Raw genomic sequence first — 24962 nt, 5'->3', positions numbered from 1 at the left:
CCCGAGGTGACGTTAGTTCGTCTGGATGGCAAACAAACTAATGGACGGCCGAAGCCTCCCACAAGAGGGCACCCGTCGACCGCGTCGGAGGCGGTGACGGCAGGGCTCCGGCTAGTCGGAGGTGACGTCCGGCGGCGGCGACGCGGTGGCCGTACGGCTCGGCGTGGGCTCCGGCGCCTCGGTGGGCGGCGGCGCGGACGGCGTGGTGGGCGCCGGGGTCGGCGACGCCGTCGTCGGCGGGGCCGTCGTCGGCGGGGCGCTCGACGGCATACCGCTCGACGGCGGAGGGCTCGACGGCACGGAAGTCGATGGCGACGGCGACGGCGATGGCGATGGCCGGTCCACGGCCGGCGGCGGCGCGGACGACGACGGCGGACCGGACGACGGCGGCGGCGCGCTGGGCGGCGCGGACACCTGCCCGTCCCGAACCGGACCGGGACCGGTGCCGGGCCCGTCGGTGGTGGGCGTCGCCGGGCTCGGCATGACCTGGGTACGGACCCGGGTGGTGGCCGGCGCGCAGAGCTCGCCGTCGACGACGAACGTCCGGGGCACGTCGTGGCTGGCGTTGTCGTTGCGCCCGTGCAGCGTCGCGGTGACCGGCGAGCCCGATTCCGGCCCGGCCGGCAGGTCCAGCGTCACCAGCCGCTGATGCTGGCTCCACGCCGCGCCGACGGCGTCCACGAGGCGCTGGCCGGACGGCAGGGCGAACCGTACCGTCCCGTCCCGCCAGGCCGGGCTGTTCACTGTCAACCGGGCGGTGAAGGTGCCGTCCGCGTTCTGCCGCGCCTGGTAGTGGGTCACGCACATGCCCACGTCCGGGGCGGTCGGGTCACCGTCGGCGGCGTCGCCCGCGCCCACCATGCCGGGCAGCACCTGGCTGGCCAGCAACGCCGCCAACAGCACCGACGGAGCGCCGACGAGCAGTCCGACCCGACGTATCCGGCGTCGACGGCGAGCCGCCGCCGACGCCGGTGGCCGGGGCGGCAGGGACGACGACACGGGTGGCCGGGTCGGCGGGGACACGGCGCGGGTGGCCTCCTGACCGGACGGCACACCCCCGGTGGCCGACGGGCCCGCGACGACGCCCGCTGACGGTCGGACGTACGCGGTGGCCGTTCCCGGCGCGGCGCGCAGGGCGTCCGCCAACCGCGCCGCGGGCGGTCGCCGTCGCGGGTCGGTGGACAGGCAGCGTTCCAGCAGCCCGGCGACGGGCCCGGGCAGCGCGCAGGCGGACAGGTCGACGGAGGCGGGGTCGTGGGGCGCGCGGTCCGGGCGACGTCCGGTCAGGCACTCGACGAGGGTCAGACCGAGCGCGAAGACGTCCCCCGCGGGCGTGGTGGCCAGCCCGGCCGCCTGCTCCGGAGCGAGGTACGCCGGCGTGCCCCAGACGATCCCGTTCGGGTCGGCCGGATCCTGACCGATGCCGGCGGCGACGCCGAAGTCGACGACCTTGACACCGGTGGGGGTGAGCATCACGTTGCCGGGCTTCACGTCCCGGTGCACGACCCCGTGGGCGTGCGCGGCGGCGAGCGCGGCGGCCACCTCCGCGCCGAGGCGGGCCGTCTCCGGCCAGGCGAGGGGCCCGCCGTCGGCCAGTCGGGCGGCGAGGGTGTCGCCGTCGACGAACTCCATCACCAGGAACGGCTCGGCCGGCCGGCCGAGCCGTCGGTGCTCGCCGTAGTCGAAGACGCTGGCGATGTGGGGATGGCCGACCCGGGCCACGGCCAGCGCCTCGGCCCGCATCCGCTGGCGCGCGGCCAGGTCGCCCAGCAGCGCGGAGGAGAGCATCTTCACCGCGACGGTCCGCTGCAAACGCAGGTCGTGTCCCCGCCAGACCACCGCCATGCCGCCCCGGCCCACGGGCTCGTCGAGCCGGTAACGCCGGTGCAGACAGCGCACGGGACACCTCCCCGCTTCCTGGTCGGGCGGCGGGTCGGCCGGCGGCGCGTGGATCCGGGCCGACCCTCGTCTCGACGTCAGGCCCTACCCGGGGGCGGGCCCCGGAAAACCGCGTCGCCGCCGCCCGGGGGCCACTGTCACGCGACTGTCATGGCGACGGTCGGGGTTCGAGGCGGGTACGCACGGCGAGACCGGCGCAGGCGATCACGGTGACGCCGGCGAGGAGGGTGGACCAGGTGACCGCCTCGCCCAGGAACAGGCCGGCCCAGCAGATGCTCAGCACGGGCTGCACGAGCTGGATCTGGCTGACCCGCGCCATCGGGCCGATCGCCAGTCCGCGGTACCAGCCGAAGAAGGCGAGGAACATGCTGACCGCCCCCAGGTAGGCGAACGCGCCCCAGCCGGCCGGCGTGGCGGTCGGCGGGTGGGCCGCCATCGCGACGGCGGCGAGGACGGCCGCCAGCGGCGCGGACAGCACCAGCGCCCACGAGATGGTCTGCCAGGCGCCCAGCTCCCGGGCCAGCAACCCGCCCTCGGCGTACCCGAGGCCGGCGGCGAGGACCGCGCCGAGCAGGAGCAGGTCGGACCAGCGCAGCCCGCCGAGACCGCTTGGCGACGAGGTGAACACGACGGCGGCCAGCGCTCCGGCGAGCACGGCGAGCCAGAACCGGACGGGAGGTCGCTCGTGCCCGCGCAGCGCCGCCGTCACGGCCGTCACGGCCGGCAGCAACGCGATCACCACGGCGCTGTGGCTGGCCGAGGCGGTGGCGAGCGCGAACGAGGTCAGCACCGGGAACCCGAGCACCACGCCGCCGGCCACCACCGTCAGCCGGGCCCACTGGGCGGCGCGGGGCGGTCGTTGCCCGGTGACCGCCAACGCGCCGGCGGCCAGCAGCGCGGCGACCACCGCCCGCCCGCAGCCGACGAACAGCGGCGACATGCCGCCGTCCTGGACGGCCACCCGGGTGAACGGGACGGTGAACGAGAACCCGACCACCCCGAGCAGCCCCCACCCGACCCCGGCCCGGGACGGGGATAGCAGCGGCGGTCGGGACAGGATAGCGCTACTGTTGCTCCTCATGGATGACGATAGCAGCGCGCGGATCGTCGCCGAGCTGCGCCGCTGGATCGCGACGGCCGCGCCGGGGGCGCGACTGCCGTCCACCCGGACCCTGGTGGCCCGCCACGCGGTGAGCCCGGTCACCGTGCAGAAGGCCCTGCGGACCCTGGGCGCACAGGGGATGGTGGAGAGCCGTCCCGGGGTGGGCTCCTTCGTCCGGGCCGCCCCGGCGGCCCGCCCGCACGACTACGGCTGGCAGACGGCGGCGCTCGGCTCGCCGCCGAGCCGCGCGTCCCGGCTGTCCACGGCGCTACGGACCGTCCCGAACGACATGATCGCGCTGCACTCCGGCTACCCGGACCGGGAGTTGCTGCCCGGACGTCTGGTGCGGGCCGCGTTCACCCGCGCGGCCCGCGGTGACGCCGCGGTCAGCCGGCCGCCGGCCGCCGGTCTGCCGGAGCTGCAACAGTGGTTCGCCGCCGAGCTCGGCGCTGCCGCCCCGGTCGGGGTGACCCCGCCGACGCCCCGCGACGTGGTGGTCTTCCCCGGCAGTCAGAGCGGCCTCAGCACCGCGTTCCGGGCCCTCGTCGGCGCCGGACGTCCGCTGCTGGTGGAGTCCCCGACCTACTGGGGGGCGATCCTCGCCGCCGCCCAGGCCGGCGTGCCCGTGGTGCCCGTCCCCACCGGCGCGCACGGCCCGGACCCGGAGGAGCTGGACCGGGCGTTCGACCGGACCGGCGCGCGGGCGTGCTACGCGCAGCCGAACTTCGCCAACCCGACCGGCGCCCGGTGGTCACCGGCCCTGGCCGACCGGGTCCTGGCCGTCGTCCGTCGGCACGGCGCGTTCCTGATCGAGGACGACTGGGCGCACGACTTCGGCATCGTCGACGACCCGACGCCGATCGCCGCCCGGGACGACGGCGGACACGTCGTCTACCTGCGCTCGTTGACCAAGAGCGTCTCCCCGGCCGTCCGCATCGCCGGGATGGTCGTCCGCGGTCCGGCCCGCGCCCGGGTGCTGGCCGACGCGCAGGCCGAGTCGATGTACGTCAGCGGCCTCCTCCAGTCCGTCGCGCTCGACGTGGTCACCCAGCCCGCGTGGCGCAGCCACCTGCGCAACCTCCGCCACCAGCTCGCCGCCCGCCGGGACCTGCTCGTCGCGGCGTTGCGGGAGCACGTGCCCGCCGCCCGGCTCGACGCCGTGCCGCCGGGCGGGCTGAACGTCTGGGCCCGACTGCCGGACACCACCGACCTGACCCGACTGGTACGCGACTGTGAGGGCGCCGGCGTCGTCGTCGCCCCCGGCGACGAGTGGTTCCCCGCCGAGCCGACCGGGGCCTACCTGCGGCTGCCCTACTCCGGCCCCGACCCGGGGGCCTTCTCGGCGGGGGCACGTGTCATCGGCGAGGCGCTGGCCCGCCAGCAGGACCCCTGACCGTCGACGCCGCCGGTCGGGGTCGCCGGTCAGCCCGGTCCGTCGTCCGTCGGGGCGAGCCGACCGACCGCGATCCGGTCAGGTTGGCCGGTCTTGGCGAGCAGACTCGCCACGTGTTTCTCCACGGTCCGGGCGGACAGGTGCAGCCGCTCGGCGATCTCACGGTTGCTGAGCCGCTCGGCGAGCAGCCGCAGCACCTCGTACTCGCGTGGGGTGACCCCCCGGGCACGCAGGCCGGCGGGCACGTCGTCGACGCCGGCGCGCCGCTGGAAGGACCGGGAGCCGGCCCGGCGGAGCAGCCGGCGACAGGCCGCGGCCACCTCCGGCACGTCGGCGCGGTGGAAGTGTTCCTCGGCGACGCGGAGCCAGCCCACCGGTTCCCCCCAGCCGTCGACCATCGCCGCCTCGCTGACCAGACGGAGCCCGAGGTGCCGGGCCACCGGGTACGGCGCGGCCACCCGCTGCGCCTCGTCCACGGCGGCCCGCGCCTGCTCCGTCCGGCCGGCCCGCCCGGCGAGGACGGCCCCGGCGAGCAGGTGGAAGTGGTGGTTCCAGCGGAGCCGGCCGACCGGCGCGGCGGTCGGCCCGGTCTCCGGGGGCGGGTCGAGGTCGCCGGTCACCGCCCGCAGCAGCAGGTGCAGTCCGTGCCGTCCGGCGAGGGGGCAACCGATCGGGTCGTCCAGATCGGCGCGGGCGGCCCGGTGGGACTCGTGCAGGGCGCGGGCCCGGTCCTCCCGGAGCAGGGCGACGAAGACCCGGGCCAGCCCGTGGATCCAGGACGCGTGCCGGGCGGGGTCTCCGCCGTGCCGGCGGTGCTCGCCGAGCGCGTCGACCATGGCCCGTGGCCGCCCCTGGTGGGCCGCGGCGGTGGCCCGCACCAGCAGGGCGTGCCGGGCGAGCCGGAGCTGCCCGGCCGGCACGGTGTCGGCGAGCAGCCGCTCGGTGAGCAGCTCGGCGGTGGCGAACTCGCCGCGCAGCACCGCGTGCAGGGCCAGCCGGGACTCCGCCTCGTGGCGGGCGCTCGTGGCGCCGACCCGGCCGGCCGTCCGACGGGCCAGATTCAACCGTTCCAGGTCCCCGGTGCGTAGCGCGTCGTCGTCGCCGAGGCGGAGCGTGGCGTGCAGTTCCCAGAGCGGCACGTGCCGGTGGACCGCCACCGACCAGGCCCGGGTGAGGTGGACGGTGGCCGCGGCCGGGTCACCGGCCCGGGTCAGCTCGCCCAGCAGCAGATCGGCCCGGAACGCGACGTCCGGCAGCGCCGCGCGGGCGGCCACCGCCACGGCCCGCCGTGCCGCCGCCTCGGCGCCGGGTGACCTGTCCGGTGTCTGCGCGGCGAGCTGGGCGGCGGCCACGTCGATCGGCGCGGTGTCCGCGTCGCGGGCGTCCGGGCCCACCAGGGCGCGGGCCACCTCGACGTGGCGCAGTCCGTCCGTGACGTGTCCGGCGGCGCCCGCCGCCCGGGCCAGCGCGGTGTGCAGGCGGGCCCGGCGCGCCGGGTCGAGCCGGTCGGCGAGGGCGTCGACGGCGGTGACCTGCCCGAGCGCCCGGTCCACCGACCCGGCCTCGGTGAGCGCGTCGATGAGATCCTCCAGCACGGCGGCCCGGGCCGACAGGCCGTCGGCTTCGGCTTCGGCTTCGGCTTCGGCTTCGGCGAGAAGCGTGGCGGCCCGGCCGAGCAGGCGCGCCGCCTCCTGGGCCGCGCCCCGCGCGTACGCGCTCCGCCCCGCCGTGGCCAGGACGCGGCCGGCGGCGGCCGGGGCGCCGGCGTCGTGCCACAGGGCCGCGAGCGTCCACGGGCACGGCGGCCCGTCCGGGTGGGCGGCGGCCACCGCCTCGGCGGCCCGCCGGGCCAGCACGCGTCGGGCGGCCGGGTCGACGGTGGCGCGCAGCGCGTCGCGCACCAGCGGATGGACGAAGGTGTACCGGTCCGGGTCGGACCGGTCCGGCCGGACCAGCCGGGCCACCGCCTCCTGACACAGGTCGTCGCGCACGTCCCGGTCGGGGCGGCCGGTGGCCCGGCGCAGCACGGCGCGGGAGAACGACGGCCCGAGCAGCGCGCCGAGCAGCAGGAGGTCACGCTGCCGTGGGGCCAGCGCGGTGACCGGGCGGCTCAGGGACGGCACGGGGACGTCCACCGGCGTGGTGACCCGCCAGCCGGTCGGGGTGAGGCGCAGCGCCCCCGCGTCGAGCAGCTCGCCGAGCGTCCCCCCGGCCAGCTCGGGATTGCCTCCGCTGCCCGCCCGGAGCAGGTCGGGCACGGACCCGGGCAGCTCGTCCGGGTGGACGCCCAGGCGGACGGCGGCCAGCCTGCGCAGGTCGTCCGGGCCCAGCGGGCGCAGCTCCACGACCCGGCAGGCGCCCCGCCGGGCGGCGGCCCGGACCAGGTCGAGGGCCGGGCCGGCGTCGGCGCGCAGGGTGCCGACCAGGGTGACCGGTTGCCGGCGCAGGTGGTCGACCAGGTAGTCGAGGATGGCCAGGGTCTCCCCGTCGGCGTCGTGCAGGTCCTCCAGGACCAGCAGGCAGCCGCGGCCCCGGCCGGCCAGGCCGGTGAGTCGGAGGATCCCCTCGCCGAACGCGAGCGGGTCGGGCCCGGGGCTGCCCGCCGACCCGGTGGGGCCGGGCAGCGCCGACCCCGACGCCAGTCGGGTCAGCGCCCGGCGGTGCGGCCCCAGCTCCGCGACCTCCTGCGGGGACAACAGGTCGCCGACGGTCACCAGCGCCTCGCGCAGGGGACGCAGGGCGATCGGTGGACCGATCACGCTGCACCGGCCCTGGAGAGTGGGCATGGCCGCGCCGGTGGCGAGGTCTCCGGCGACGGCGGCCAGCAGGGACTTTCCGGCGCCGCGCCCGCCGACGAGGAAGAGCGCCCGGCCGGCGCCGTCGCGGGCGGCCGCCAGCGCGCCGACGAGGGTACGCAGTTCGTCGGTCCTGCCCACCAGCCGCACGCCCCGCCCCGACATGCATAGAAAAGTATCAATGATTAGGGGTGTGGTCCACGGCCGACGGCGGCGGACCGGCCCACCCCGGTGGAACGACCAGGGTGGAGCACGCTCCGTTACGGGGTGCTCACCACCCACATTCTGCCCCTCCCACCCGGCCCCGTCGAGAGTGGAACCGCAGGTCGGCCGGGCCGACCCGGGGCAGCGGCCGGGCGGCGCCGGCCAGCGCCGCCGGAACACCCGGAATATGGGTGCCCGACCGCCCTGCCCCCGGCCACCGTTTGGGATGAAGCTCACCAGCAGGGCGTTCCCGCCGGCCACCGGCGCGTGCGACCCCGACCGACTCAAAGGGGGCGGATCGCGGTGACCGGCAACCCACCAGACCGACGGCGACACCGGCCGTGCTCCCCCGCCCGAGCCGCCCGGAGCGACCCGTGACGCTGCTGCGACCGGACGACCTGGACGGCGACGAGCTGGCGTACCGGATCTTCCAGGTGACCCGGGACCGGGAGCCCTGGCGGATCGAGGACGTGCTGCGGCAGGGCCGGTTCAGCACCGACCCGGTCCGGGCCGAACGCGCCTGGCGGGTCGCCTCCGCCGGCTACTACGCCGAGCAGGCCGGACTGGTGGCCGCGGCGACCCTCGCCGCGGAGACCGAGGACGCCCCGCTGCGGTTCAGCCTCGCGCTCGCCACCGCCGACGAGGCCCGGCACGCCGACGCCTTCTACCGGTACGCCAAGGCGGTCGGCGGCGAGCCCGCCGACGCCCTCGACACCATGCAGCCCCTCGACGACGGGTTGACCGCCCTGCCCTACATGGGCCGGGCACTGGTGCACACCATGCTGGAGGGGCTGGCCGCCGACGAGTTCGTCCTGCTCGGCGAGGTCTTCGCCGGGGACCCGCTCGGCCGGCTCTACCACCACGTCCGCCGCGACGAGATCCGGCACGTGGCGATCGGGCTGAACTACCTGGCCCGGGCCACCCGCACCGCGCAGGGGCGGGACGCCTGGCAGGCGCACGCCCAGCAGTGGCACGACATCGGCTACGGGCTCACCGGCCTGGAGCAGGTCGCGGCGGCGCTGGCCGAGCACACCGGCCGGGACGCCGCGGCCGTCCAGGCCTGGTTCCTCCGGCGGCACCGGGCGAGGCTCACCGCCGCCGGGATCACGATCCGGACCTGAAGGAGGGGAGGTGATCCCGATGAAGATCACTGTCGTCAAGGTGAAGACGCCCACGCACGGCGTCTGCAAGTACCTGGTGCCGCTCAACCGGCCCCAGACCGAGTCGCAGAAGTGACCGAACGGGTCCGGGTGGCGCCGGCCCACCCGGACCCACCGCAACACCCGGCGCAAGGAGGGACGAAGACGTGTCCGTGTGCCTCGTCGCGATGCCGTGGCAGTCGCTGGAGTCGCCGTCACTGCCGCTCGGCCTGCTGCGGGCCGCGGTGACCCGGGCCGGCCTGCCCACCCCGCGCACGTACCACGCCAACCTGCGGTGGGCGGAGTTCCTGCTGGCCCGCACCGACGAGGAGCTGGGCCCCCGGGAGTACACGAAGGTCGCCGAGGAGGGCCTGTTCGACGGGCTCGGCGACTGGGTCTTCACCGGCGTCCTGCACGCCGACGCCGAGTTCGCGGTCGACACCCTGCGCGACTACGCCCGCGAACGCGACCTCGACCTGACCGCCGTGCGCCGGATGCGCGGGCACGCGGCCGACTTCGTCGAGCTGGTCGTCGACGAGGTGCTGGCGACCGGCCCGGAGGTGGTCGGGTTCAGCACCACGTTCATGCAGAACGTGCCGAGCCTGGCGGTGGCCAGGCGGATCCGGGAACGCGCCCCCGACGTACGGATCGTCTTCGGCGGCGGCAACTGCGACGGACCGATGGGCGCCGCCCTGCACCGCAACTACCCGTGGGTGGACCTCGTCGTGCGGGGCGAGGGTGAGGTGGCGTTCCCCGCGCTGCTCGCCGCGTTGGCCACCGGCGGGTCCCCCGAGGCGCTGCGCGCCGTGCCCGGCCTGTGCTGGCGGGACGCCGACGGCACGCTCCGGCAGAACCCGCAGCCGGCGCCGCTGCCCATGACGAAGGTCCCGACGCCCGACTTCGACGACTGGTTCGCCCGGATGGAGGTCTCCCCCGTCCACCCGCACGTCGAGCCGAAACTGGTGCTGGAGACCGCCCGGGGCTGCTGGTGGGGTGAGAAGCACCACTGCACGTTCTGCGGGCTCAACGGCACCCTGATGGCGTTCCGCGCCAAGGACCCGGACACCGTGCTCACCGAGCTCGGCGAGTTGACCGGACGGCACCGGGTGCTGGACGTCATCGTGGTCGACAACATCATCGACAACGGGTTCTTCGCCACCGTGCTACCCCGCATCGCCGAGCTGGAGTGGGACCTGCGGCTGCACTACGAGGTCAAGTCCAACCTGAAGCCGCAGGAGATCGCCGCGTTCCGGGCCGCCCGGGTCAACCACGTGCAACCCGGCATCGAGAGCCTGGTCTCGCCGGTACTCAAGATCATGGACAAGGGGGTGGCCGGGGCCCGCAACGTGCGGACGCTGCGCGACTGCGAGTCCGCCGGGCTCACCGTCACCTGGAACTGGCTGTACGGTTTCCCCGGTGAACGCCTGGCCGACTACCTTCCGGTGCTCCGCCAGATCCCGGCCCTGATGCACCTGCAACCGCCCTCCGGCACGTCCCGGATCCTCCTCGAACGCTTCAGTCCGTACTTCGAGAACCCGGCGCTGGGCTTCCCGCGACGCCGCACCGCGCAGTCGTACCGGCACGTCTACGACCTGGCCGAGGAGGAGCTGCACGACATGGTGTACCTGTTCGACAGCCCGCCCGCCGGCATCTCCGAGGACGAGGCGCAGCCGCTGCGCGACCTGCTCGACGCCTGGGCCGACGGGTACCCGGACAGCTCCCTGGTCCGCGTCGACGAGCCGGACGCCATCGTCGTGCAGGACCGTCGGGCCGGCTGGGCGGCCGTCGACCACCGGCTCGACGACCCGCTCAGCCGGGCGGTCTACCAGGCCACCGAGCCGGGCCGGTCGCTGCCCGCGGTACGCCGGGAGGTGGCCGCCGCCGGGCTGACCGCCGACGAGACGCGACTGCGGGGCGTCCTCGACGACCTGCTCACCAGGGGCCTGGTGTTCGTCGAGAACGGCCAGTGGCTCGCCCTCGCCACCGCCACCGTCCCGATCAAGGTGGGTTGACATGCCGACCGTCACGCATCCCGCCGCGGACCTGCCGGCGATCACCCCGGACCTGGCCTACCGCACCGTCGACGAGGACACCGTGCTCACCTTCGGCCGTTCCCTCGCCGAGGACCTCGACCTCCTGCGCTACCTGCGCGAGGTCACCAGCCACGCGGTACGGCTGCGGTGGCGGCTGGCCGGGACGCCGTCGTTCCCGCTGCACACCCACGTGCACCTGGTGGCGCCCTCCGGCGGGGTGGACGCCGACGCCGCCCGGTACGCCGGGCACTGGACCGCCGGCTACCGCTACGGCAGCTTCTTCTACCGCCAGGGCCCGGGCTTCGTCATGCTCAAGGACGTCCGCCCGGACAGCGAGGACGCCCGGCTCACCATCGACGAGGGCGCCGAGCACTTCCTCGCCATGGCGGCGGCGTGCCGGACCCAGGAGCTGACGCCGGCCGCCCAGGCGCTGGTGGACACCGTGGCGGAGGCCGGGCTGCTGCTGCGGGTCGACGACCGGCTGCTCGTCCTGCCCTACCGGCTGCGGCACTGGCCGGTGCCGTACCTGGCCGTCTGAGCGTCGGGCCACGCCGCGCGTCCCGTCGTCCGACCCCATGCCCCCGCGGAAAGGACCAGTGTGGAGACATCCGCGCACCCGGCGCCCGACTACCCGTTCCTGGAGTACGCCGAGCTCGGGCTGGACCCGAGGCTGGACGTGGCCCGGCACAGCGGCGCCCTGCTGCGGGTCCGGCTGCCGTACGCGGGCGAGGCGTGGCTGGCCACCCGCTACCACGACGTGCGGAAGGTGCTCACCGACCCCCGGTTCAGCCGGGCCGCCGCGATGGGACCCGACGTGCCCCGGCAGACGCCGGACCCGCCCTTCGTCAGCACCATCATGGACGTCGACCGGGGCGAACACGGCCGGCTCCGCCGGCTGGTGGCGGTGGCGTTCACCGAACGCCGCGTCGACGAGCTGCGGCCGTACGTGCGCGAGGTGACCCACCGGCTCCTCGACGACCTGCTCCGGCAGGGGCCGCCGGTGGACCTGGTCCGGGCGCTGGCGCTGCCGCTGCCGATGACGGTGATCTGTCGGACGCTCGGCGTGCCGCTGGCCGACCGGGACGAGTTCCGCCGGTGGACCGAATCCCTGCTCGCCCTGCGCAGGATCACCGCCGAGGAGTTCCGGAACGTGGTCGACGCGCTGGAGGCGTACCTGCGAGACCTGATCCGGCAGCGCCGTGAGCGCCCGACCGACGACCTGCTCAGCGCGCTGGTCGCGGCCCGCGACTCCGGCAGCCGGCTCAGCGAGCAGGAGCTGCTCTCCTTCGGGGTGACCCTGCTCGCCGCCGGGTTCGAGACCACCGCCAGCCACATCGCCTCCTCGACGTACCTGCTGCTGACCCGGCCCGGGCTCTGGGACGGCCTGCGGGCCGCGCCGGAGCGGTTGCCGTCGACCGTCGAGGAGCTGCTGCGGTACGTGCCGCTCAACGGTGGCGCCGGCCTGGCCCGGGTGGCCGTCGCCGACGTCGAGTTCGACCAGGTCACGGTGCGGGCCGGCGAGGCGGTCTTCGTCTCCACCATCTCCGCCAACCGCGACGAGGACGCCTTCCCCGACGCCGGGACGTTCCGGCCCGACCGGGAGCCGGCGCCGCACCTGGCGTTCGGCTGGGGCCCCCACCGCTGCCTGGGCGCGCGCCTGGCCACCATGGAGCTGCACGAGGCGCTGGCCGTCCTGCTCGACCGGGCGCCGGCCCTCCGGCTGGCCGTACCGCCCGCCGACGTGTCCTGGAAGACCGGCACCATCCTGCGTGGGCCCCGCGAGCTGCCGGTCACCTGGTGAGCGGGCTCCGGGCGCGTCCGGCGTCGGCGCTGCGCGACCCCGCGCTGCGTCCACTGGTGCTGGCCCAGCTCGTCAGCCTCACCGGCACGCACGTCACCGCGCTGGCGCTGCCCACCCTGGCCGTGCTGGTCCTGGCCGCCGGCCCGGTCGCGGCGGCGCTGATCTTCGCCCTCGGCTACGCCGCCCGGGGCCTGACCGCGCCGCTGGTCGGGGTGCTCGTCGACACCGTCCGCTCACCCCGGCGGCTGCTGGTCGGCGTGGACCTGCTGCACGCGGCCGTGGTGGCCACGGTGCCCGTCACGTACCTGCTGGACGTGCTCTCCCTGCCGTACCTCGTGCTGGTCGCCGCGCTCTCCGGGATCCTCGCCGGAGTCACCGACATCGCGGTCACCGCGGTGCTGCCGCGGCTGGTGCCCGCCGAACGGCTGGTCGGCGCGAACGCCGCCCTCGCCGGGGCCCGGGCCGCCGGCCAGGTCACCGGGCCGGCCCTGGGTGGTCTGCTGGCGCAGACGCTCGGCGCGGCGCTGGCCATCGTCGTCGACACGCTGACCCACCTGGCCGCCGCGGCGGTCCTCGCGCGGCTGCGCGGCGTCACCCGCCACCACGACGCGCCGACCCCGACGGTGGCGTCGGCCCGGCCCGCGGGACCGCCGCCGGCCCCCACCTCGTCCTCGCCGGGCCCCACCTCACCGCCGCCGGGCCGGGTCGCGCCGGCCGCCGGCCGGTGGACCGTCCTGCGCCGCTCCCTCACCGACCTCCGGTCCTCGCTCCGGGAAGGGCTGGCCACCTTCCGGGAGATCCCGCTGCTGGCCCGGCTCGCGCTGGCCGCCGCCGCGCTGAACGTCGGCGGCGCCGGGCTCGGCGCGCTCTACACCGTGTACGCGTACCGGACGCTGGGGTTGAGCCCGTTCGCCGTCGGGATGCTGTGGGGGGTGAACAGCGCGGCGGCGCTGCTCGCCGTGGCCACCGCCCGGCGGGTGACCGGCCGGTTCGGGCTGCGCCGGACGATCGCCGTGTTCGCCCCGATCGCCGCCGGCTCGCTGCTGCTCATCCCGGCCGCGTCGCTGGTAAGTCAACCGCTGGTGCCGTTCGTCGCCTACGAGGTGGTGTTCGGGTTCTGCGCGACGGTGTGGGCGGTGGCGTCGGTGTCGACGCAGCAACGCCTGACCCCACCCGAGCGGCTGGGCCGCGTCGTCGCGTTCAGCCGTACGGTGTCGATCCTGGCGGTGCCGGTGGGCGCGCTGGTCGGCGGCGGTGTGGCCGAGCTGTGGGGGCTGCCGGTCACGCTCACCGGTTTCGCGCTGCTCGCCCTCGCCGGCACCACCACGGTCGCCGTCGGCATCCGACGTCGGTCGGCGTCCGACGGCCCGGACGTGCCGGCGCCCGGCGCCCCGGCCAGGCGCCCCGGCGCCCCGGACGGGCCGGCGGCCGGCGGCCCGGACACGTTGCCCGGCGCGGAGCCGGCCGACGGGTCGGGCGTCAGGAAGGAGGCGTTCCCCGCACGGTGAGGGCCGCGGTGGTCACGTCGTCGACCGTGGGCAGCAGCGGGGCGAGCAGGACCGGGCTCACCGGCGCGGGCACGGGCGCCCCGCAGACCAGCGCCAGCCGGTCCGGCGCCACCGCGCCCACCTGCACCAGATGCAGACCCAGGTCACCCAGCAGCGAGGCGCCCCGTGGCTCCTCGTCGACCAGCACCACCGGACCGTTCCCGGCCACCAGTCCGGCGACGCCGTCCCGGTCCAGCGGCGCGGCGGTACGCAGGTCGACCACCTGGCAGCGCAGCCCGTGGTCGGCGAGCCGGCGGGCGGCGCGCAGGCAGAGCGCCACGGTGTTGCCGATGCCGACCAGGGTCAGGTCCCGACCGGCCAGCGCCCGGCCGGCCACCCCGAACGGCAGCGGCGCGGCGCTGGGCTCCGGCTCGGGCAGGGTCGCCCAGTCCGCGGCGAACAGCCGGGGTGACTCCAGCACCACCACCGGGTCGGGGTGCCGCAGGGCGGTGCGGAGCAGCCCGGCCGCCGCGTTGGGCGAGGAGGGCACCGCCACCACCAGGCCGGGGATCTGGCTGAGCAGCGAGTGGGCGTTGTGCTCGTGCTGCGCGCCGAGGTGCTCGTCACCCCGGGTGAGACCACGGACCACCAGGGGCACGGAGAACTGCCCGTCGGACATGTACCGCCACTTGGTGGCCTGGTTGACCAGCGGGTCGAAGGCGGTGAAGAGGAACGCGGCCCGGGCGATGCTGACCAGCACCCGACGGCCGACCAGCGCCATGCCCACCGCCATGCCCACCATGGCGTTCTCCGCGATCGGCAACCTGACCATCCGGTCCGCGCCGAACAGCTCGACCAGGTCGTCCTGCTGGTAGGTGCAGAACATGTGCAGGTCGGGTTGCTCGGTCAGCGCCTCCCGCACGGCCACGCCGACCGGGTGCCGGCGGGTCACCGGCCCACCGTCGGCGACCCGGCTGCCGGGGCCGCCACCGCAGGCGCGGTCGGGGCCGCCACCGCAGGCGCGGTCGGGGCCGTCGTCGGGGGCGGGAGGGCGCTCGTGACGTTGGCCGTGGCCGTGGTCGGGTCGGGTGGGGGCGCGGCGGAGGCGACCGCGAAGACCTGGTCGATCTCCCGTACGGCCGCGTCGTGCCAGCGGGCCCGCCGGTCGTCGCCGAGGCCGAGCCGGGCGGCGGCGACGTCGAGCGGATCGCGCGCGTGCCAGTAGGCCACCTCGTCGGCCGGGCGGTACTCCGCCGGACGGGCCCCGCCCACCTGGGCGTGGTAGTGCCGCAGGTAGGTGCGGGCCACCAGGACCTGCGGTCGACGCTCGCGCCGGCACCGGGCCAGTGCCGTCGTGGCGGCATCGTGCACCGCCGCCACGTCGTTGCCGTCGACCGCGAGAGGCTCGATGCCGAGCCCGGCGACCAGCTCCACGGGGGGTCGGTGCCGGACGAGGTCGCTGCGGGTCTGGTCCTGCCAGCCGTTGTCCTCGCAGACCACCAGCAGCGGCAGGCCCAGGGTGGCGCAGATGGTGAGCGTCTCGAAGGCGACGCCCGCGCCGAGCGCCCCGTCGCCGCAGAAGACCACTGCGGCGCGGCCGGCGCTCCTTTCCGCCATGGCCACTCCGGCGGCGACGGCGAGTTGGCTGCCGACGATGGAGCTGGCCCCGAGGAAGCGCCGGGCCCGGTCGGCGAGGTGCATCGAGCCGCCCTTGCCGCCGCAGAGTCCGCCGGCGCGACCGAGGATCTCCCGGACGATCCCGTCCAGCGGCACCCCGGCGGCCACGGCGTGCCCGTGGCAGCGGTAGAAGCTGACCACCCACTCGTCCGGCCGGCGGGCCGCGAGCACGCCGGCGGCCACCGCCTCCTGACCGGTGTACGGATGCACGAAACCGACGATCTCGTCGCGGTCCGCGCAGGCGATGATCTTTTCTTCCAGCACCCGGATCCGCAGCATCGTCCGGTACGCCGCCGTCAACCGCACAACCGTTCCCGCTTTCGCCGGAGCGCCAGGTAGCCGGGGCGCGCCCGCGCCGCCGGATGCCATCGTGACCTTGACAGTGATGTCTGTCAATAGATTGCCGAGCATGTCGACAGGTGGACGACAGCGAATCGTCACGGAACTGTCATCACTCCGCGCAGTCCCCGCCAACCACGGTCGCCAGGGTGGGACGACAGCCCCGAGCCCCCGACCACCGGAGGAGAAGCCCAGAGAATGACCGTCGTACCCGAGGACCGTCTCATGACGCTGATCTGCGACACCTGCGGCGAGGCCGCCACCGGTCGCGCCTACGTGCTGCCCGACGCCGAGGTCGTCTGGACCCTGGTGACCGACCTCGGCTGGAGCGGATCGCCGTTCGCCTCCGGCCCGCACCACTGCCCCCACTGCAGCCTGTTGGCCCCACCCACCGGCGGGCACGCGTCCTGTGACGACCACGGCCCCGGCGGGATCCTGGGCATCGACCACGTCGACGACGTCACGGTGGTGACCCCCACCGGCGACATCGACCTGGACACCGGGGACACCCTGCGCGCGGCCCTGTCACACGCCGCCGACATGGGCGGCGACGTGATCGTCGACCTCACCCGGGTGCACCTGGTCGACTCCGCCGGGCTGGGGCTGCTCGTCCGCGCCCACCTCGACGCCCGGGACCGGGGCGCGACGCTCTGCCTCGCCACGCCGTCGCCGTTCGTCCGCACCGTGCTGCGCACCATGCGGCTGGACGGCGTCTTCACCGTCGTCGACGACCGGGAGACCGGCCTCGCCCACCTCGCCGTCACCCCGGCCGGGCCCGTCGGCCACGCGGCGGTGGCGGGCCGCCGGGCCTGACGACCGGCTCAGAACGTCCGGCGCGGCGGTGACCGCCAGCACGACGGCGCAGCCGCCGCCCGCCACCCTCCGCCACCACACCGGTGCTGCCGCGCCCCGGCACGTCAACCGCCGCCACGACGGCCCCGCCCCCGGGACATGATCGACCACCACGTGGGCGTGGGTGGACGGCCACCCGGTGGGCTATGTTGGCGCGGCGTCACCGGTGGGGCCGACGCCGGCCCGGAGCCGGTCGGCGAGCAGGGCGCAGGGCGCGGACGAGGGGAGCGGACGTTGACCAGGGAGTTCTCCCGACGGGCGGCAGAGCAGCAGGACGCGGCCGACCCGCTGGCCGGGCTGCGCGACAGGTTCGTGATCACCGAGCCGGACGTGGTCTACCTGGACGGCAACTCGCTGGGGCGGCTCCCGGCGGCGACGCCCGACGCCCTGGACCGACTCGTCCGCCAGGAGTGGGGCGCCGGGCTGGTGCGGTCCTGGTCGGGCTGGATCGACTGGGGACGGCGACTCGGTGACCGGCTGGCCACGCACGTGCTCGGGGCCCGGCCGGGTGAGGTGGTGGTCTCCGACTCGACGTCGGTGAACCTCTACAAGCTGGCCGCCGCCGCGCTGGACGCCAGCCCCGGCCGGCGCACGGTGCTCGTCGACGCCGAGGAGTTCCCGACCGACCGGTACCTCCTCCAGGGGCTGGCCGAGCAGCGCGGGCTCACCCTGCGGACCCTCCCCTCCGACCTGGACGAGGGGCTCGGGGTGGCCGACGTGCGGGCGGCCCTGGACGACGACGTCGCCCTGCTGGTGCTCTCCGCCGTCTCGTACCGGTCGGGGGCGTTGCTCGACCTGGCCGCGGTGAACGCCGCCGCCCGCCAGGTCGGCGCGTACGTGCTGTGGGACCTGTCGCACGCGGCCGGCTCGGTGCCGGTGGAGCTGACCGCGTCCGGCGCGGACCTCGCCGTCGGCTGCACCTACAAGTACCTCAACGGCGGTCCGGGCGCGCCCGCCTTCCTCTACGTGCGCCGCGAGTTGCAGGCGACGCTGCGTCAGCCGATCTGGGGGTGGTTCGGCCAGCGGGACCAGTTCCGGATGGGGCCGACCTACGACCCGTCGCCGGACGTCGACCGGTTCCTGGTGGGCACCCCGCCGATCCTGTCGCTGGCCGCGCTGGAGCCGGCCCTGGACGTTTTCGCCGAGGCGGGCATCGACCGGCTGCGCGCCAAGGGGGTGGCGCTGGGCGAGTTGCTGGTGGAGCTGGCCGACGCGTGGCTGACGCCGCTGGGTTTCACCCTGGCCTCGCCGCGTGACCCGGGCCGGCGGGGCAGTCACGTCTCGCTGGCGCACCCGGACGCGCTGCGGATCTCCCGGGCGCTGATCGCCGAGGCGAAGGTGGTGGGTGACTTCCGGACGCCGGACCGGCTGCGGTTGGGGCCGGCCCCGCTCTACACCCGCTTCGTCGACGTGTGGGACGCCATGGACCGGTTGCGTGACCTGGTGACCGCCGGGCGGCACGAGCAGCTCCCAGTGGAGTCGCTGCGGGTCACCTGACCTGCGGCGACACCCGAACGACCGAGGCCGCCCGGCGGATCGACCGGGCGGCCTTCCTATGTCCGCATGACCCATGCCTGACTTTTGTCATGAGTACCCGTGTGCCCTGCACCCGGTGTCATGACTAACCGCACTGGAGACGGCGCCGTCCCGTCCACGAGACTTTGTCCATCGCCGGAAACGAGGCCGCAACGGCCCCGAGGCGGACGACGAAGCGGAGAGGAGGCGACGGTGGACGAGCGCTACGACAGCTACTGCGCGGCGGACCGGTTGTTCTACGACGCGTTGGGCAACGCCACCGACGGTCTCACCTTCGCCAGCGGACGCCCCGCCCCGGCGGGTTGGTCGTCCGAGCCGACCGGCGACTGGATGATCTACGCCCCGGAGGGCGGCAGCCTTCCGCAGCAGGGCTGGAAGATCCACGTCTCGGCCGGCGTCGACAACGCCGAGCGGGTGCTCGACGCGGTGTGGGACTACTGCGTCCCCCGGGGGCTGACCTTCAAGTTCCTCCGGAGCCCGCGCATCGTGCTGCTGCGCAACTCCAAGTACGCCACCCGGGCGGCGAGCGGAAAGTTCGTCACCGTCTACCCCCGGGACGAGGCGGAGCTGGAGCTGGCCTGCAAGGAGCTCGACGAGCTGCTCGCCGGTGAGACCGGCCCGTACATTCTCAGCGACCTGCGCTACGGCGCCGGCCCGGTGTACGTCCGCTACGGCGGCTTCGCCGCCCGGTACTGCCTCTCCCCCGACGGTCAGACCGTCCCGGCGATCGCCGACGAGAACGGCGCCCTGGTGCCGGACCGACGCGACCCGGTCTTCCACGTCCCCTCCTGGGTGACCCTGCCCGACTTCCTCGCGCCCCACCTGGCCGCCCGCAACGCCACCAGCACCGACGAGGTGCCCTACCGGATCGAGAAGGTCATCCACTTCTCCAACGGCGGTGGCCTCTACGTGGGCCGGGACACCCGGACCGACGCGCAGGTGGTGCTCAAGGAGGCCCGCCCGTTCGCCGGCCTGGACTCCGGCGGCGTGGACGCGGTCGCCCGGCTGGAGCGGGAGGCGGCCGTCCTGCGTCGCCTCGACGACCTGCCGCAGGTGCCCGCGGTGCACGACGAGTTCACCCTCGGCGAGCACCGGTTCCTCGCGCTGGAGTTCATCGAGGGCCGCCCCCTGAACAAGGTCCTGGTCGAGCGGTACCCACTGATCGACGCCGACGCCACCGAGGCCGACCGGGCGGAGTACGCCCGCTGGGCGCAGGACGTCTACGCCCAGGTCGAGGCGGCGGTGACGGCGATCCACGAGCGCGGCGTCGTCTACGGCGACCTGCACCTGTTCAACATCATGGTGCGCCCGGACGACCGGATCGCGCTCGTCGACTTCGAGGTGTCCGCGCTGGAGGCCGAGGGCCACCGACCGGGCCTGCGCAACCAGGGCTTCGCCGCCCCGCGCAACGTCACCGGCCGGGCCGTCGACCGGTACGCCCTGGCCTGCCTGCGGCTGGCGCTGTTCCTCCCGCTGACCCAACTGTTCCGACTCTCCCCGGCGAAGGCCGCGCACCTGGCGGACATCATCGTGGAGAACTTCCCGGTCCCCCGCTCCTTCCTGGAGCCGGCGGTCCGGGAGATCACCGACGCGGCGGCCCCGGAGAGCATTGGGGCGGGGTCGCCGGGACGGAAGGCGGCCGGGTCCGGCACGTCCACCGGTCGTGCACCTGCCGGTGACCCGCTGCCGGACCTCGCCGCCGACCCCTGGCCCACCGTCCGGGCCAGCCTGGAACGGGCCATCCTGGCCAGCGCCACCCCGGACCGCGACGACCGCCTCTTCCCCGGCGACATCGAGCAGTTCCGCAGCGGCGGGCTCAACCTCGCCCACGGCGCCGCCGGGGTGCTGCACGCCCTGGCGGTCACCGGCGCGCAACGTCGACCCGAGCACGAGGAGTGGCTGGTCCGCCGGGCGAAGAACCCGGTCTCCGGTTCCCGGTTGGGCTTCTACGACGGCCTGCACGGCGTGGCCTACGCCCTGGAGCGGCTCGGCCGCCGCCAGGACGCCCTCGACGTGCTCGACATCTGCCTCCGCCAGCCGACGGACGGGCTCGACCACAGTCTCCGCAGCGGCCTGGCCGGCATCGCGCTCAACCTGGCCGACCTGGCCCACCGCACCGGCGAGTCCGACCTGTTCGAAGCCGCGTTGAAGGCCGCCGACCGGGTGGTCGACCAGCTCGCCGCCGACGCCGGGCCGGACATCAGCGGCGGCCACCACCCGTACGCGGGGCTGCTGCGGGGCCGCAGCGGGCCGGCGCTGATGCTGATCCGGCTGCACGAGCTCACCGGTGACCCGACGCTGCTGGCGCACGCCGCCACGGCCCTGCGCCAGGACCTGCGCCGCTGCGTGGTCCGCCCGAACGGGGCGCTGGAGGTCAACGAGGGTTGGCGGACCATGCCCTACCTCGGGCAGGGCGGCGTCGGCGTCGGACTGGTCCTCGACCAGTACCTCGCCCACCGCGACGACGAGGGCTTCGCCCGGGCCAGCGCCGCGGCGTACCGGGCGGCCCGCTCCCCCATGTACGTGCAGACCGGCCTCTTCGCCGGCCGGGCCGGCATCGTCGCCTACCTCGCGGCCACCGCCCGCGGCGCCGAGCAGCGGCAGGAGCTGGACGCCCAGCTCCGCCGGCTGGCCTGGCACGCGATGCCGTACGGCGGCGGGGTGGCCTTCCCCGGGGAGCAGTTGCTGCGGCTCTCCATGGACCTGGGCACCGGCACCGCCGGGGTGTTGTTCGCCCTCGGCGCGGCCCGGCACGACGTGCCGCCGACGCTGCCCTTCCTCGCGCCGTCGACGGCGCGCCGAGACTCCCCCGCGTTCACGGGGGCCGTTCTGAACACCGACACCCCAGAAGGAGGTGAATAGACATGGCGCTCCTCGACCTCCAGGGCCTCGAGATGGCTCCGGCCGACCGGACCGGTGGCACCAGCACCGCCAGCCTGCTGCTCTGCGGCGACAGCGGTCTCTCCGTCACCACCTGCTGAGCAGGGAACCAAGCGAGCCCCGGGCGGGTAGACGTACCCGCCCGGGGCGCACGCGCGTCGGGAGGACGGATGGGGACGCGATCGGCGGCGGACCGGCTGCTGCGCCGGTCGGCGCGGCTCGGTGGTGGCTGGACGCTCACCCTGGCCGTGGTCGCGCTGCTCGGCTCGATCGTCGAGCTGCTGCTCCCCGCCGCGCTCGGCCGGGCGGTCGACGCGGCGTTCGGTGACCAGCCCCGCTGGTGGCCGCTGGTCGCCTGCGCCCTGGTGCTGTTGTTGATCGTCACCGACACCCTGGCCGACCTGGCCACCGGTCTCGGCGCGGCCCGGGCCACCGCCCGCCTCCGTACTCACCTGCTGCGGCACCTGTTCCGCCTGGACGTCCGCCAGACCCGCCGGCACGCCGTCGGTGACCTGGTCACCCGACTCGTCGGGCAGGCCGCCGACGCCGGCCAGGCCGGCAACGCCGTGGTCCTCGGCGTGATCACGGTCCTGCCCCCGCTGGGCAGCGTCGTCGCCCTCACCCTGATCGAGCCGCTGCTGGGGGTCACCCTGCTCGCCGGGCTGGCGCTGCTCACCGTGCTGCTGCGGGCGTTCGTCTCGGACGCCTCCACTGTCGTCACCGCCTACCAGCGGGTCCTCGGCGGGATCGCCGGCCGGCTGCTGGAGGCCACGACCGGGGCCCGCACCATCGCCGCCGCCGCCACCGCCGACCGGGAACAGTCGCGGGTGCTGGCCCCCCTGCCCGAGCTGGCCGAGCACGGACGGCGCGGCTGGGCGTTGCTGGGCCGGGCCGCCGCGCGCACCGCCGCGGTGGCCCCACTGCTGAACCTGGCCGTGCTCGCGGTCGGCGGGTACGCCCTGACCGTCGGCTGGCTCACCCCGGGTGAACTCGTCGCCGCCGTCCGGTACGCGGCCCTCGGGGCGGGGCTGGGCGCGGCGCTGGCCGCGATGAACCGGCTGGTCCGCAGCCGGGCCGGCGCACGCCGGCTCGCCGACGTGCTGGACCTGCCGACCCCACCGGCCGGTGACCGGCGGCTGCCCCGCGGGTGGGGGGCGCTGAGCCTGCGCGGGGTGAGCGTCCGCGCCGACGACGGACGGCCGCTGCTCGACCGGGTCGACCTGGACGTGCCGGCCGGCGCCACGGTGGCCGTGGTCGGGGCCTCCGGGTCGGGAAAGTCCACTCTCGCCGCCGTCGCCGGTCGCCTGCACGACCCGGACGACGGCGAGATCCTGCTGGACGGGGTTCCCCTGCCCCGGATCGCCCCGGCGGAGCTGCGCCGGGCCGTCGGGCACGCCTTCGAACGGCCGGTGCTGGTCGGCGCGACCGTGCACCGGGCGGTCGGTTTGGCGCTGCCCGCCGACGTGGCGGATCCGCCGGCGGACGCCCCGGCCAGCGCGCCCGTGCTCGCGGCGACCCGGGCCGCCGCGGTCGACGACGTGGTGGCCCGGCTGCCCGAGGGTTTCCGCACCCCGCTGGAGCGCACTCCGCTCTCCGGCGGCGAGGCGCAACGGCTGGGCCTGGCCCGCGCGCTCGTCGCCGAGCGGCTGCTCGTCCTGGACGACGCCACGTCCAGCCTGGACACCGCCACCGAACACCGGATCAGTCAGGCGGTGACCGGGCGCTCCGGTGGGCGTACCCGGCTGGTGGTCACCCACCGGGCGGCGACGGCGGCGACGGCGGACCTGGTGGCCTGGCTCGACGGCGGCCGGTTGCGGGCGCTGGCCCCGCACCGCCGGCTCTGGGCCGACCCGGCCTACCGGGCGGTCTTCCTGGCCACCGACGACACCGGCCCCGTCGAGGCCGACGGCACCACCGACCCGACGTCGGGCCACACCCATGCGACGGCGGGTGACGGCGCGACCGGCCGGTGGTCGGGCGAGGAGGGACGACTGCGGTGACCGGTCCCGCTGGACGTGACGGCGCGGCGGGGCGGACCGGCCGGTCGGGTGGTCCATCCGCCGACGTCGCCCGGGAGACCTGGCGGGCGCTGCGGGCCCGCCGGACGGCGCTGGCCCGACTCGCCGGCTGGTCGGTCGCCGAGTCGCTGCCGGCGCTGCTCTCCGGCTACCTGGTGGCCCGCGCGGTCGACCAGGGCTTCCTGGCGGGGCGGTTCGACGCCGGGCTGGCCTGGCTCGGCGTGCTCGCGGTCGCCGTGCTGGTCGGCGCGGTGGCCAGCGGGCGGGTCTACCGGGCGCTGGGGGCGGTGGTCGAGCCGTTCCGCGACGAGCTCGCCACCCGGGTGGTGGCGGGCGCGCTACGCGCGGCGACCGACGGTGACGGCCGGCGTCCGCAGAGCGCGGCGGTGTCCCGGCTCACCCAGCAGGTGGAGGTGGTCCGGGACACGTTCGGCGGCCTGCTGCTGGTGGTGCGCGGCTTCCTGTTCACCGCCGGCGCGGCGTTGCTCGGGCTGCTCGCCCTGGCCCCACTGGTGGCCGCGCTGGTGGCCGTGCCGCTCGTCGTCGGGGTGGTCGTCTTCGTCGCCGGGCTGCCGGCGATGGTCGGCCACCAGCGCCGGTTCGTGCGGGCCGGGGAGGCGCTCGGCGAGTCCGCGGCCACCGCGCTGGCCGGGCACCGCGACGTCCGCGCGTGCGGCGCGGAGGACCGGGTGGTCGCCGACGTGGACGCCCGGGTCGCGGCCCAGGCCGCCGTCGAGCGGACGGTGGCCCGGATGACCGCGCTGCGCAGCCTCAGCCTGGGGTTGGGCGGCCGGTCGCCGTTGGCGCTGCTGGTGCTCGCCGCGCCCTGGTTGACGCAGCGCGGCATCAGCGCGGGCGCGGTGCTCGGCGCGCTGGTCTACGTCTCCACCGGTCTGCAACCTGCCCTCCGGGACCTGGTGCAGGGGGTGGGCGGTGGTGGGCTGCGTTACGTGGTGACCCTGGAGCGGATCCTGGGCACGAGCGGGCCGCCCGCCCACCGCGCGGCGCTGCCGGCAGCGCCGCACGTGTCGCCGCCCGGGCCGCCCACGGCGCCGGCGGTCCGGGTCCACGGGCTCACCTTCCGGTACGGCCCGCAGGCCCGGCCGGTGCTGGCGGACTTCTCGTTGACGCTCGCCGCCGGAGAGCATCTCGCGGTGGTGGGGCCGAGCGGGGCGGGCAAGTCCACGCTGGCCGCGCTGATCTCGGGTCTGGCGCGGGCGGAGGCCGGCACGGTGGAGATCGCCGGGACGCCGGTCGGCGACTGCCCGCCCGACGGGCTGGCCCGGTTGCGGGTGCTGGTGCCCCAGGAGGCGTACGTCTTCACCGGGACCTTGGCCGAGAACCTGCGCTACCTGCGGCCCGACGCCGACGACCGCACCCTGGCCACGGCCGTGGCCGGGTTGGGCGCCCAACCCCTGGTGGAGCGGCTGGGTGGGCTCGACGCCCCGGTGGACCCGACCGCGCTGTCCGCCGGTGAGCGTCAGGTGATCGCCGCGGTCCGGGCCTGGCTGGCGCCCGCGCGGTTGGTGATCCTGGACGAGGCGACCTGCCATCTCGACCCGGTCGCGGAGGCGGTGGTGGAGGACGCCTTCGCCCGCCGGCCCGGCGCCCTGATCGTCGTCGCGCACCGGATCACGTCCGCGCTGCGGGCCGACCGGGTGCTGGTGCTCGACGGGGAGCGTCCGCTGGTGGGCGAGCACCGGGATCTGCTGGCCCGGTCGGCGACCTACCGGGAGCTCGTCGGGTACTGGGACGACACGCCGGTGTCGCCGCGGCTCGCCGCGGAGCGGCCGGGCGTCGGTTGAGT

At 75.9% G+C, this 24962-nt stretch carries 17 protein-coding genes; 12 read left to right on the top strand and 5 right to left on the bottom strand.

Annotation, left to right across the window (positions count from 1 at the left end):
* Positions 1-111: 111 nt before the first annotated feature.
* Together O7606_RS05020 and O7606_RS05015 are read right to left on the bottom strand one after the other, a co-directional pair.
* Entirely contained in the window at positions 112-1899 is a 1788-nt protein-coding gene (locus O7606_RS05020) for a serine/threonine-protein kinase (protein WP_281597856.1), read from the bottom strand.
* A gap of 148 nt (positions 1900-2047) precedes the next feature.
* Complete coding sequence (locus O7606_RS05015) at positions 2048-2980, bottom strand: DMT family transporter (RefSeq protein WP_281597855.1); 933 nt, start codon at positions 2978-2980, stop codon at positions 2048-2050.
* Here O7606_RS05015 and O7606_RS05010 point away from each other — a divergent pair.
* On the top strand, positions 2979-4394 hold the full coding sequence (locus tag O7606_RS05010) for a PLP-dependent aminotransferase family protein (protein WP_281597854.1): 1416 nt from the start codon (positions 2979-2981) through the stop codon (positions 4392-4394). The genes O7606_RS05015 and O7606_RS05010 overlap by 2 nt on opposite strands.
* A gap of 29 nt (positions 4395-4423) precedes the next feature.
* Here the strand turns inward: O7606_RS05010 and O7606_RS05005 are convergent, their stop codons facing one another.
* Positions 4424-7354: a LuxR family transcriptional regulator gene (locus tag O7606_RS05005; RefSeq protein ID WP_281597853.1), complete on the bottom strand. Its 2931-nt coding sequence runs from the start codon at positions 7352-7354 to the stop codon at positions 4424-4426.
* Positions 7355-7767: 413 nt separating this feature from the next.
* Here O7606_RS05005 and O7606_RS05000 point away from each other — a divergent pair, with 413 nt between their 5' ends.
* The 5 genes from O7606_RS05000 to O7606_RS04980 all read left to right on the top strand — a co-directional run bounded on the left by O7606_RS05000 (position 7768) and on the right by O7606_RS04980 (position 13874).
* Entirely contained in the window at positions 7768-8514 is a 747-nt protein-coding gene (locus tag O7606_RS05000; RefSeq protein WP_281597852.1) for a ferritin-like domain-containing protein, read from the top strand.
* 185 nt (positions 8515-8699) lie between these two features.
* Positions 8700-10544: a RiPP maturation radical SAM C-methyltransferase gene (locus O7606_RS04995; RefSeq protein ID WP_281597851.1), complete on the top strand. Its 1845-nt coding sequence runs from the start codon at positions 8700-8702 to the stop codon at positions 10542-10544.
* A 1-nt stretch (position 10545) separates the two neighbouring features.
* A complete protein-coding gene (locus O7606_RS04990) occupies positions 10546-11103 on the top strand; it encodes a DUF5825 family protein (protein ID WP_281597850.1) in 558 nt (185 codons plus the stop codon).
* Positions 11104-11163: 60 nt separating this feature from the next.
* Positions 11164-12366 (top strand): cytochrome P450, encoded by a 1203-nt coding sequence (locus O7606_RS04985; RefSeq protein ID WP_281597849.1) that lies wholly within the window; start codon positions 11164-11166, stop codon positions 12364-12366.
* On the top strand, positions 12363-13874 hold the full coding sequence (locus O7606_RS04980) for an MFS transporter (RefSeq protein ID WP_281597848.1): 1512 nt from the start codon (positions 12363-12365) through the stop codon (positions 13872-13874). The genes O7606_RS04985 and O7606_RS04980 overlap by 4 nt, the downstream gene beginning before the upstream one ends.
* On the opposite strand, the gene O7606_RS04975 is transcribed toward O7606_RS04980, so the two are convergent.
* A complete protein-coding gene (locus O7606_RS04975) occupies positions 13846-14805 on the bottom strand; it encodes a transketolase C-terminal domain-containing protein (RefSeq protein ID WP_281597847.1) in 960 nt (319 codons plus the stop codon). The two genes, O7606_RS04980 and O7606_RS04975, sit on opposite strands and share 29 nt — an antisense overlap.
* Positions 14802-15836: a thiamine pyrophosphate-dependent dehydrogenase E1 component subunit alpha gene (locus tag O7606_RS04970; protein ID WP_281597846.1), complete on the bottom strand. Its 1035-nt coding sequence runs from the start codon at positions 15834-15836 to the stop codon at positions 14802-14804. The genes O7606_RS04975 and O7606_RS04970 overlap by 4 nt, the downstream gene beginning before the upstream one ends.
* A gap of 231 nt (positions 15837-16067) precedes the next feature.
* Here O7606_RS04970 and O7606_RS04965 point away from each other — a divergent pair, with 231 nt between their 5' ends.
* From O7606_RS04965 to O7606_RS04940, 6 genes are all read left to right on the top strand, one after another.
* Complete coding sequence (locus O7606_RS04965) at positions 16068-16682, top strand: STAS domain-containing protein (RefSeq protein WP_281597845.1); 615 nt, start codon at positions 16068-16070, stop codon at positions 16680-16682.
* Positions 16683-16955: 273 nt separating this feature from the next.
* Positions 16956-18218 (top strand): kynureninase, encoded by a 1263-nt coding sequence (gene kynU, locus O7606_RS04960; protein ID WP_281597844.1) that lies wholly within the window; start codon positions 16956-16958, stop codon positions 18216-18218.
* Between the two features lie 231 nt (positions 18219-18449).
* Positions 18450-21119, top strand: a complete 2670-nt coding sequence (gene lanKC, locus O7606_RS04955) for a class III lanthionine synthetase LanKC (protein ID WP_281597843.1) — start codon at positions 18450-18452, stop codon at positions 21117-21119.
* A gap of 2 nt (positions 21120-21121) precedes the next feature.
* Complete coding sequence (locus O7606_RS04950; protein WP_281597842.1) at positions 21122-21238, top strand: SapB/AmfS family lanthipeptide; 117 nt, start codon at positions 21122-21124, stop codon at positions 21236-21238.
* Between the two features lie 69 nt (positions 21239-21307).
* On the top strand, positions 21308-23137 hold the full coding sequence (locus O7606_RS04945) for an ABC transporter ATP-binding protein (protein WP_281597841.1): 1830 nt from the start codon (positions 21308-21310) through the stop codon (positions 23135-23137).
* Complete coding sequence (locus tag O7606_RS04940) at positions 23134-24960, top strand: ABC transporter ATP-binding protein (protein ID WP_281597840.1); 1827 nt, start codon at positions 23134-23136, stop codon at positions 24958-24960. Before O7606_RS04945 ends, O7606_RS04940 begins: the two co-directional genes overlap by 4 nt.
* The last annotated feature ends 2 nt before the right edge of the window (positions 24961-24962 follow it).

Origin of the sequence: Micromonospora sp. WMMD882, from assembly GCF_027497255.1 — a bacterium.
GTDB lineage: Bacteria > Actinomycetota > Actinomycetes > Mycobacteriales > Micromonosporaceae > Micromonospora.
Note: the sequence above shows the minus strand (reverse complement) of the source record. Positions and strands in the feature narration are given on the sequence as shown.

Coding starts and splice junctions, on each gene's coding strand:
- O7606_RS05015 (WP_281597855.1), bottom strand. CDS start 2,980: ATGAGGAGCAACAGTAGCGCTATCCTGTCCCGACCGCCGCTGCTATCC.
- O7606_RS04990 (WP_281597850.1), top strand. CDS start 10,546: ATGCCGACCGTCACGCATCCCGCCGCGGACCTGCCGGCGATCACCCCG.
- O7606_RS04945 (WP_281597841.1), top strand. CDS start 21,308: ATGGGGACGCGATCGGCGGCGGACCGGCTGCTGCGCCGGTCGGCGCGG.
- O7606_RS04950 (WP_281597842.1), top strand. CDS start 21,122: ATGGCGCTCCTCGACCTCCAGGGCCTCGAGATGGCTCCGGCCGACCGG.
- O7606_RS04965 (WP_281597845.1), top strand. CDS start 16,068: ATGACCGTCGTACCCGAGGACCGTCTCATGACGCTGATCTGCGACACC.
- O7606_RS05010 (WP_281597854.1), top strand. CDS start 2,979: ATGGATGACGATAGCAGCGCGCGGATCGTCGCCGAGCTGCGCCGCTGG.
- O7606_RS05005 (WP_281597853.1), bottom strand. CDS start 7,354: ATGTCGGGGCGGGGCGTGCGGCTGGTGGGCAGGACCGACGAACTGCGT.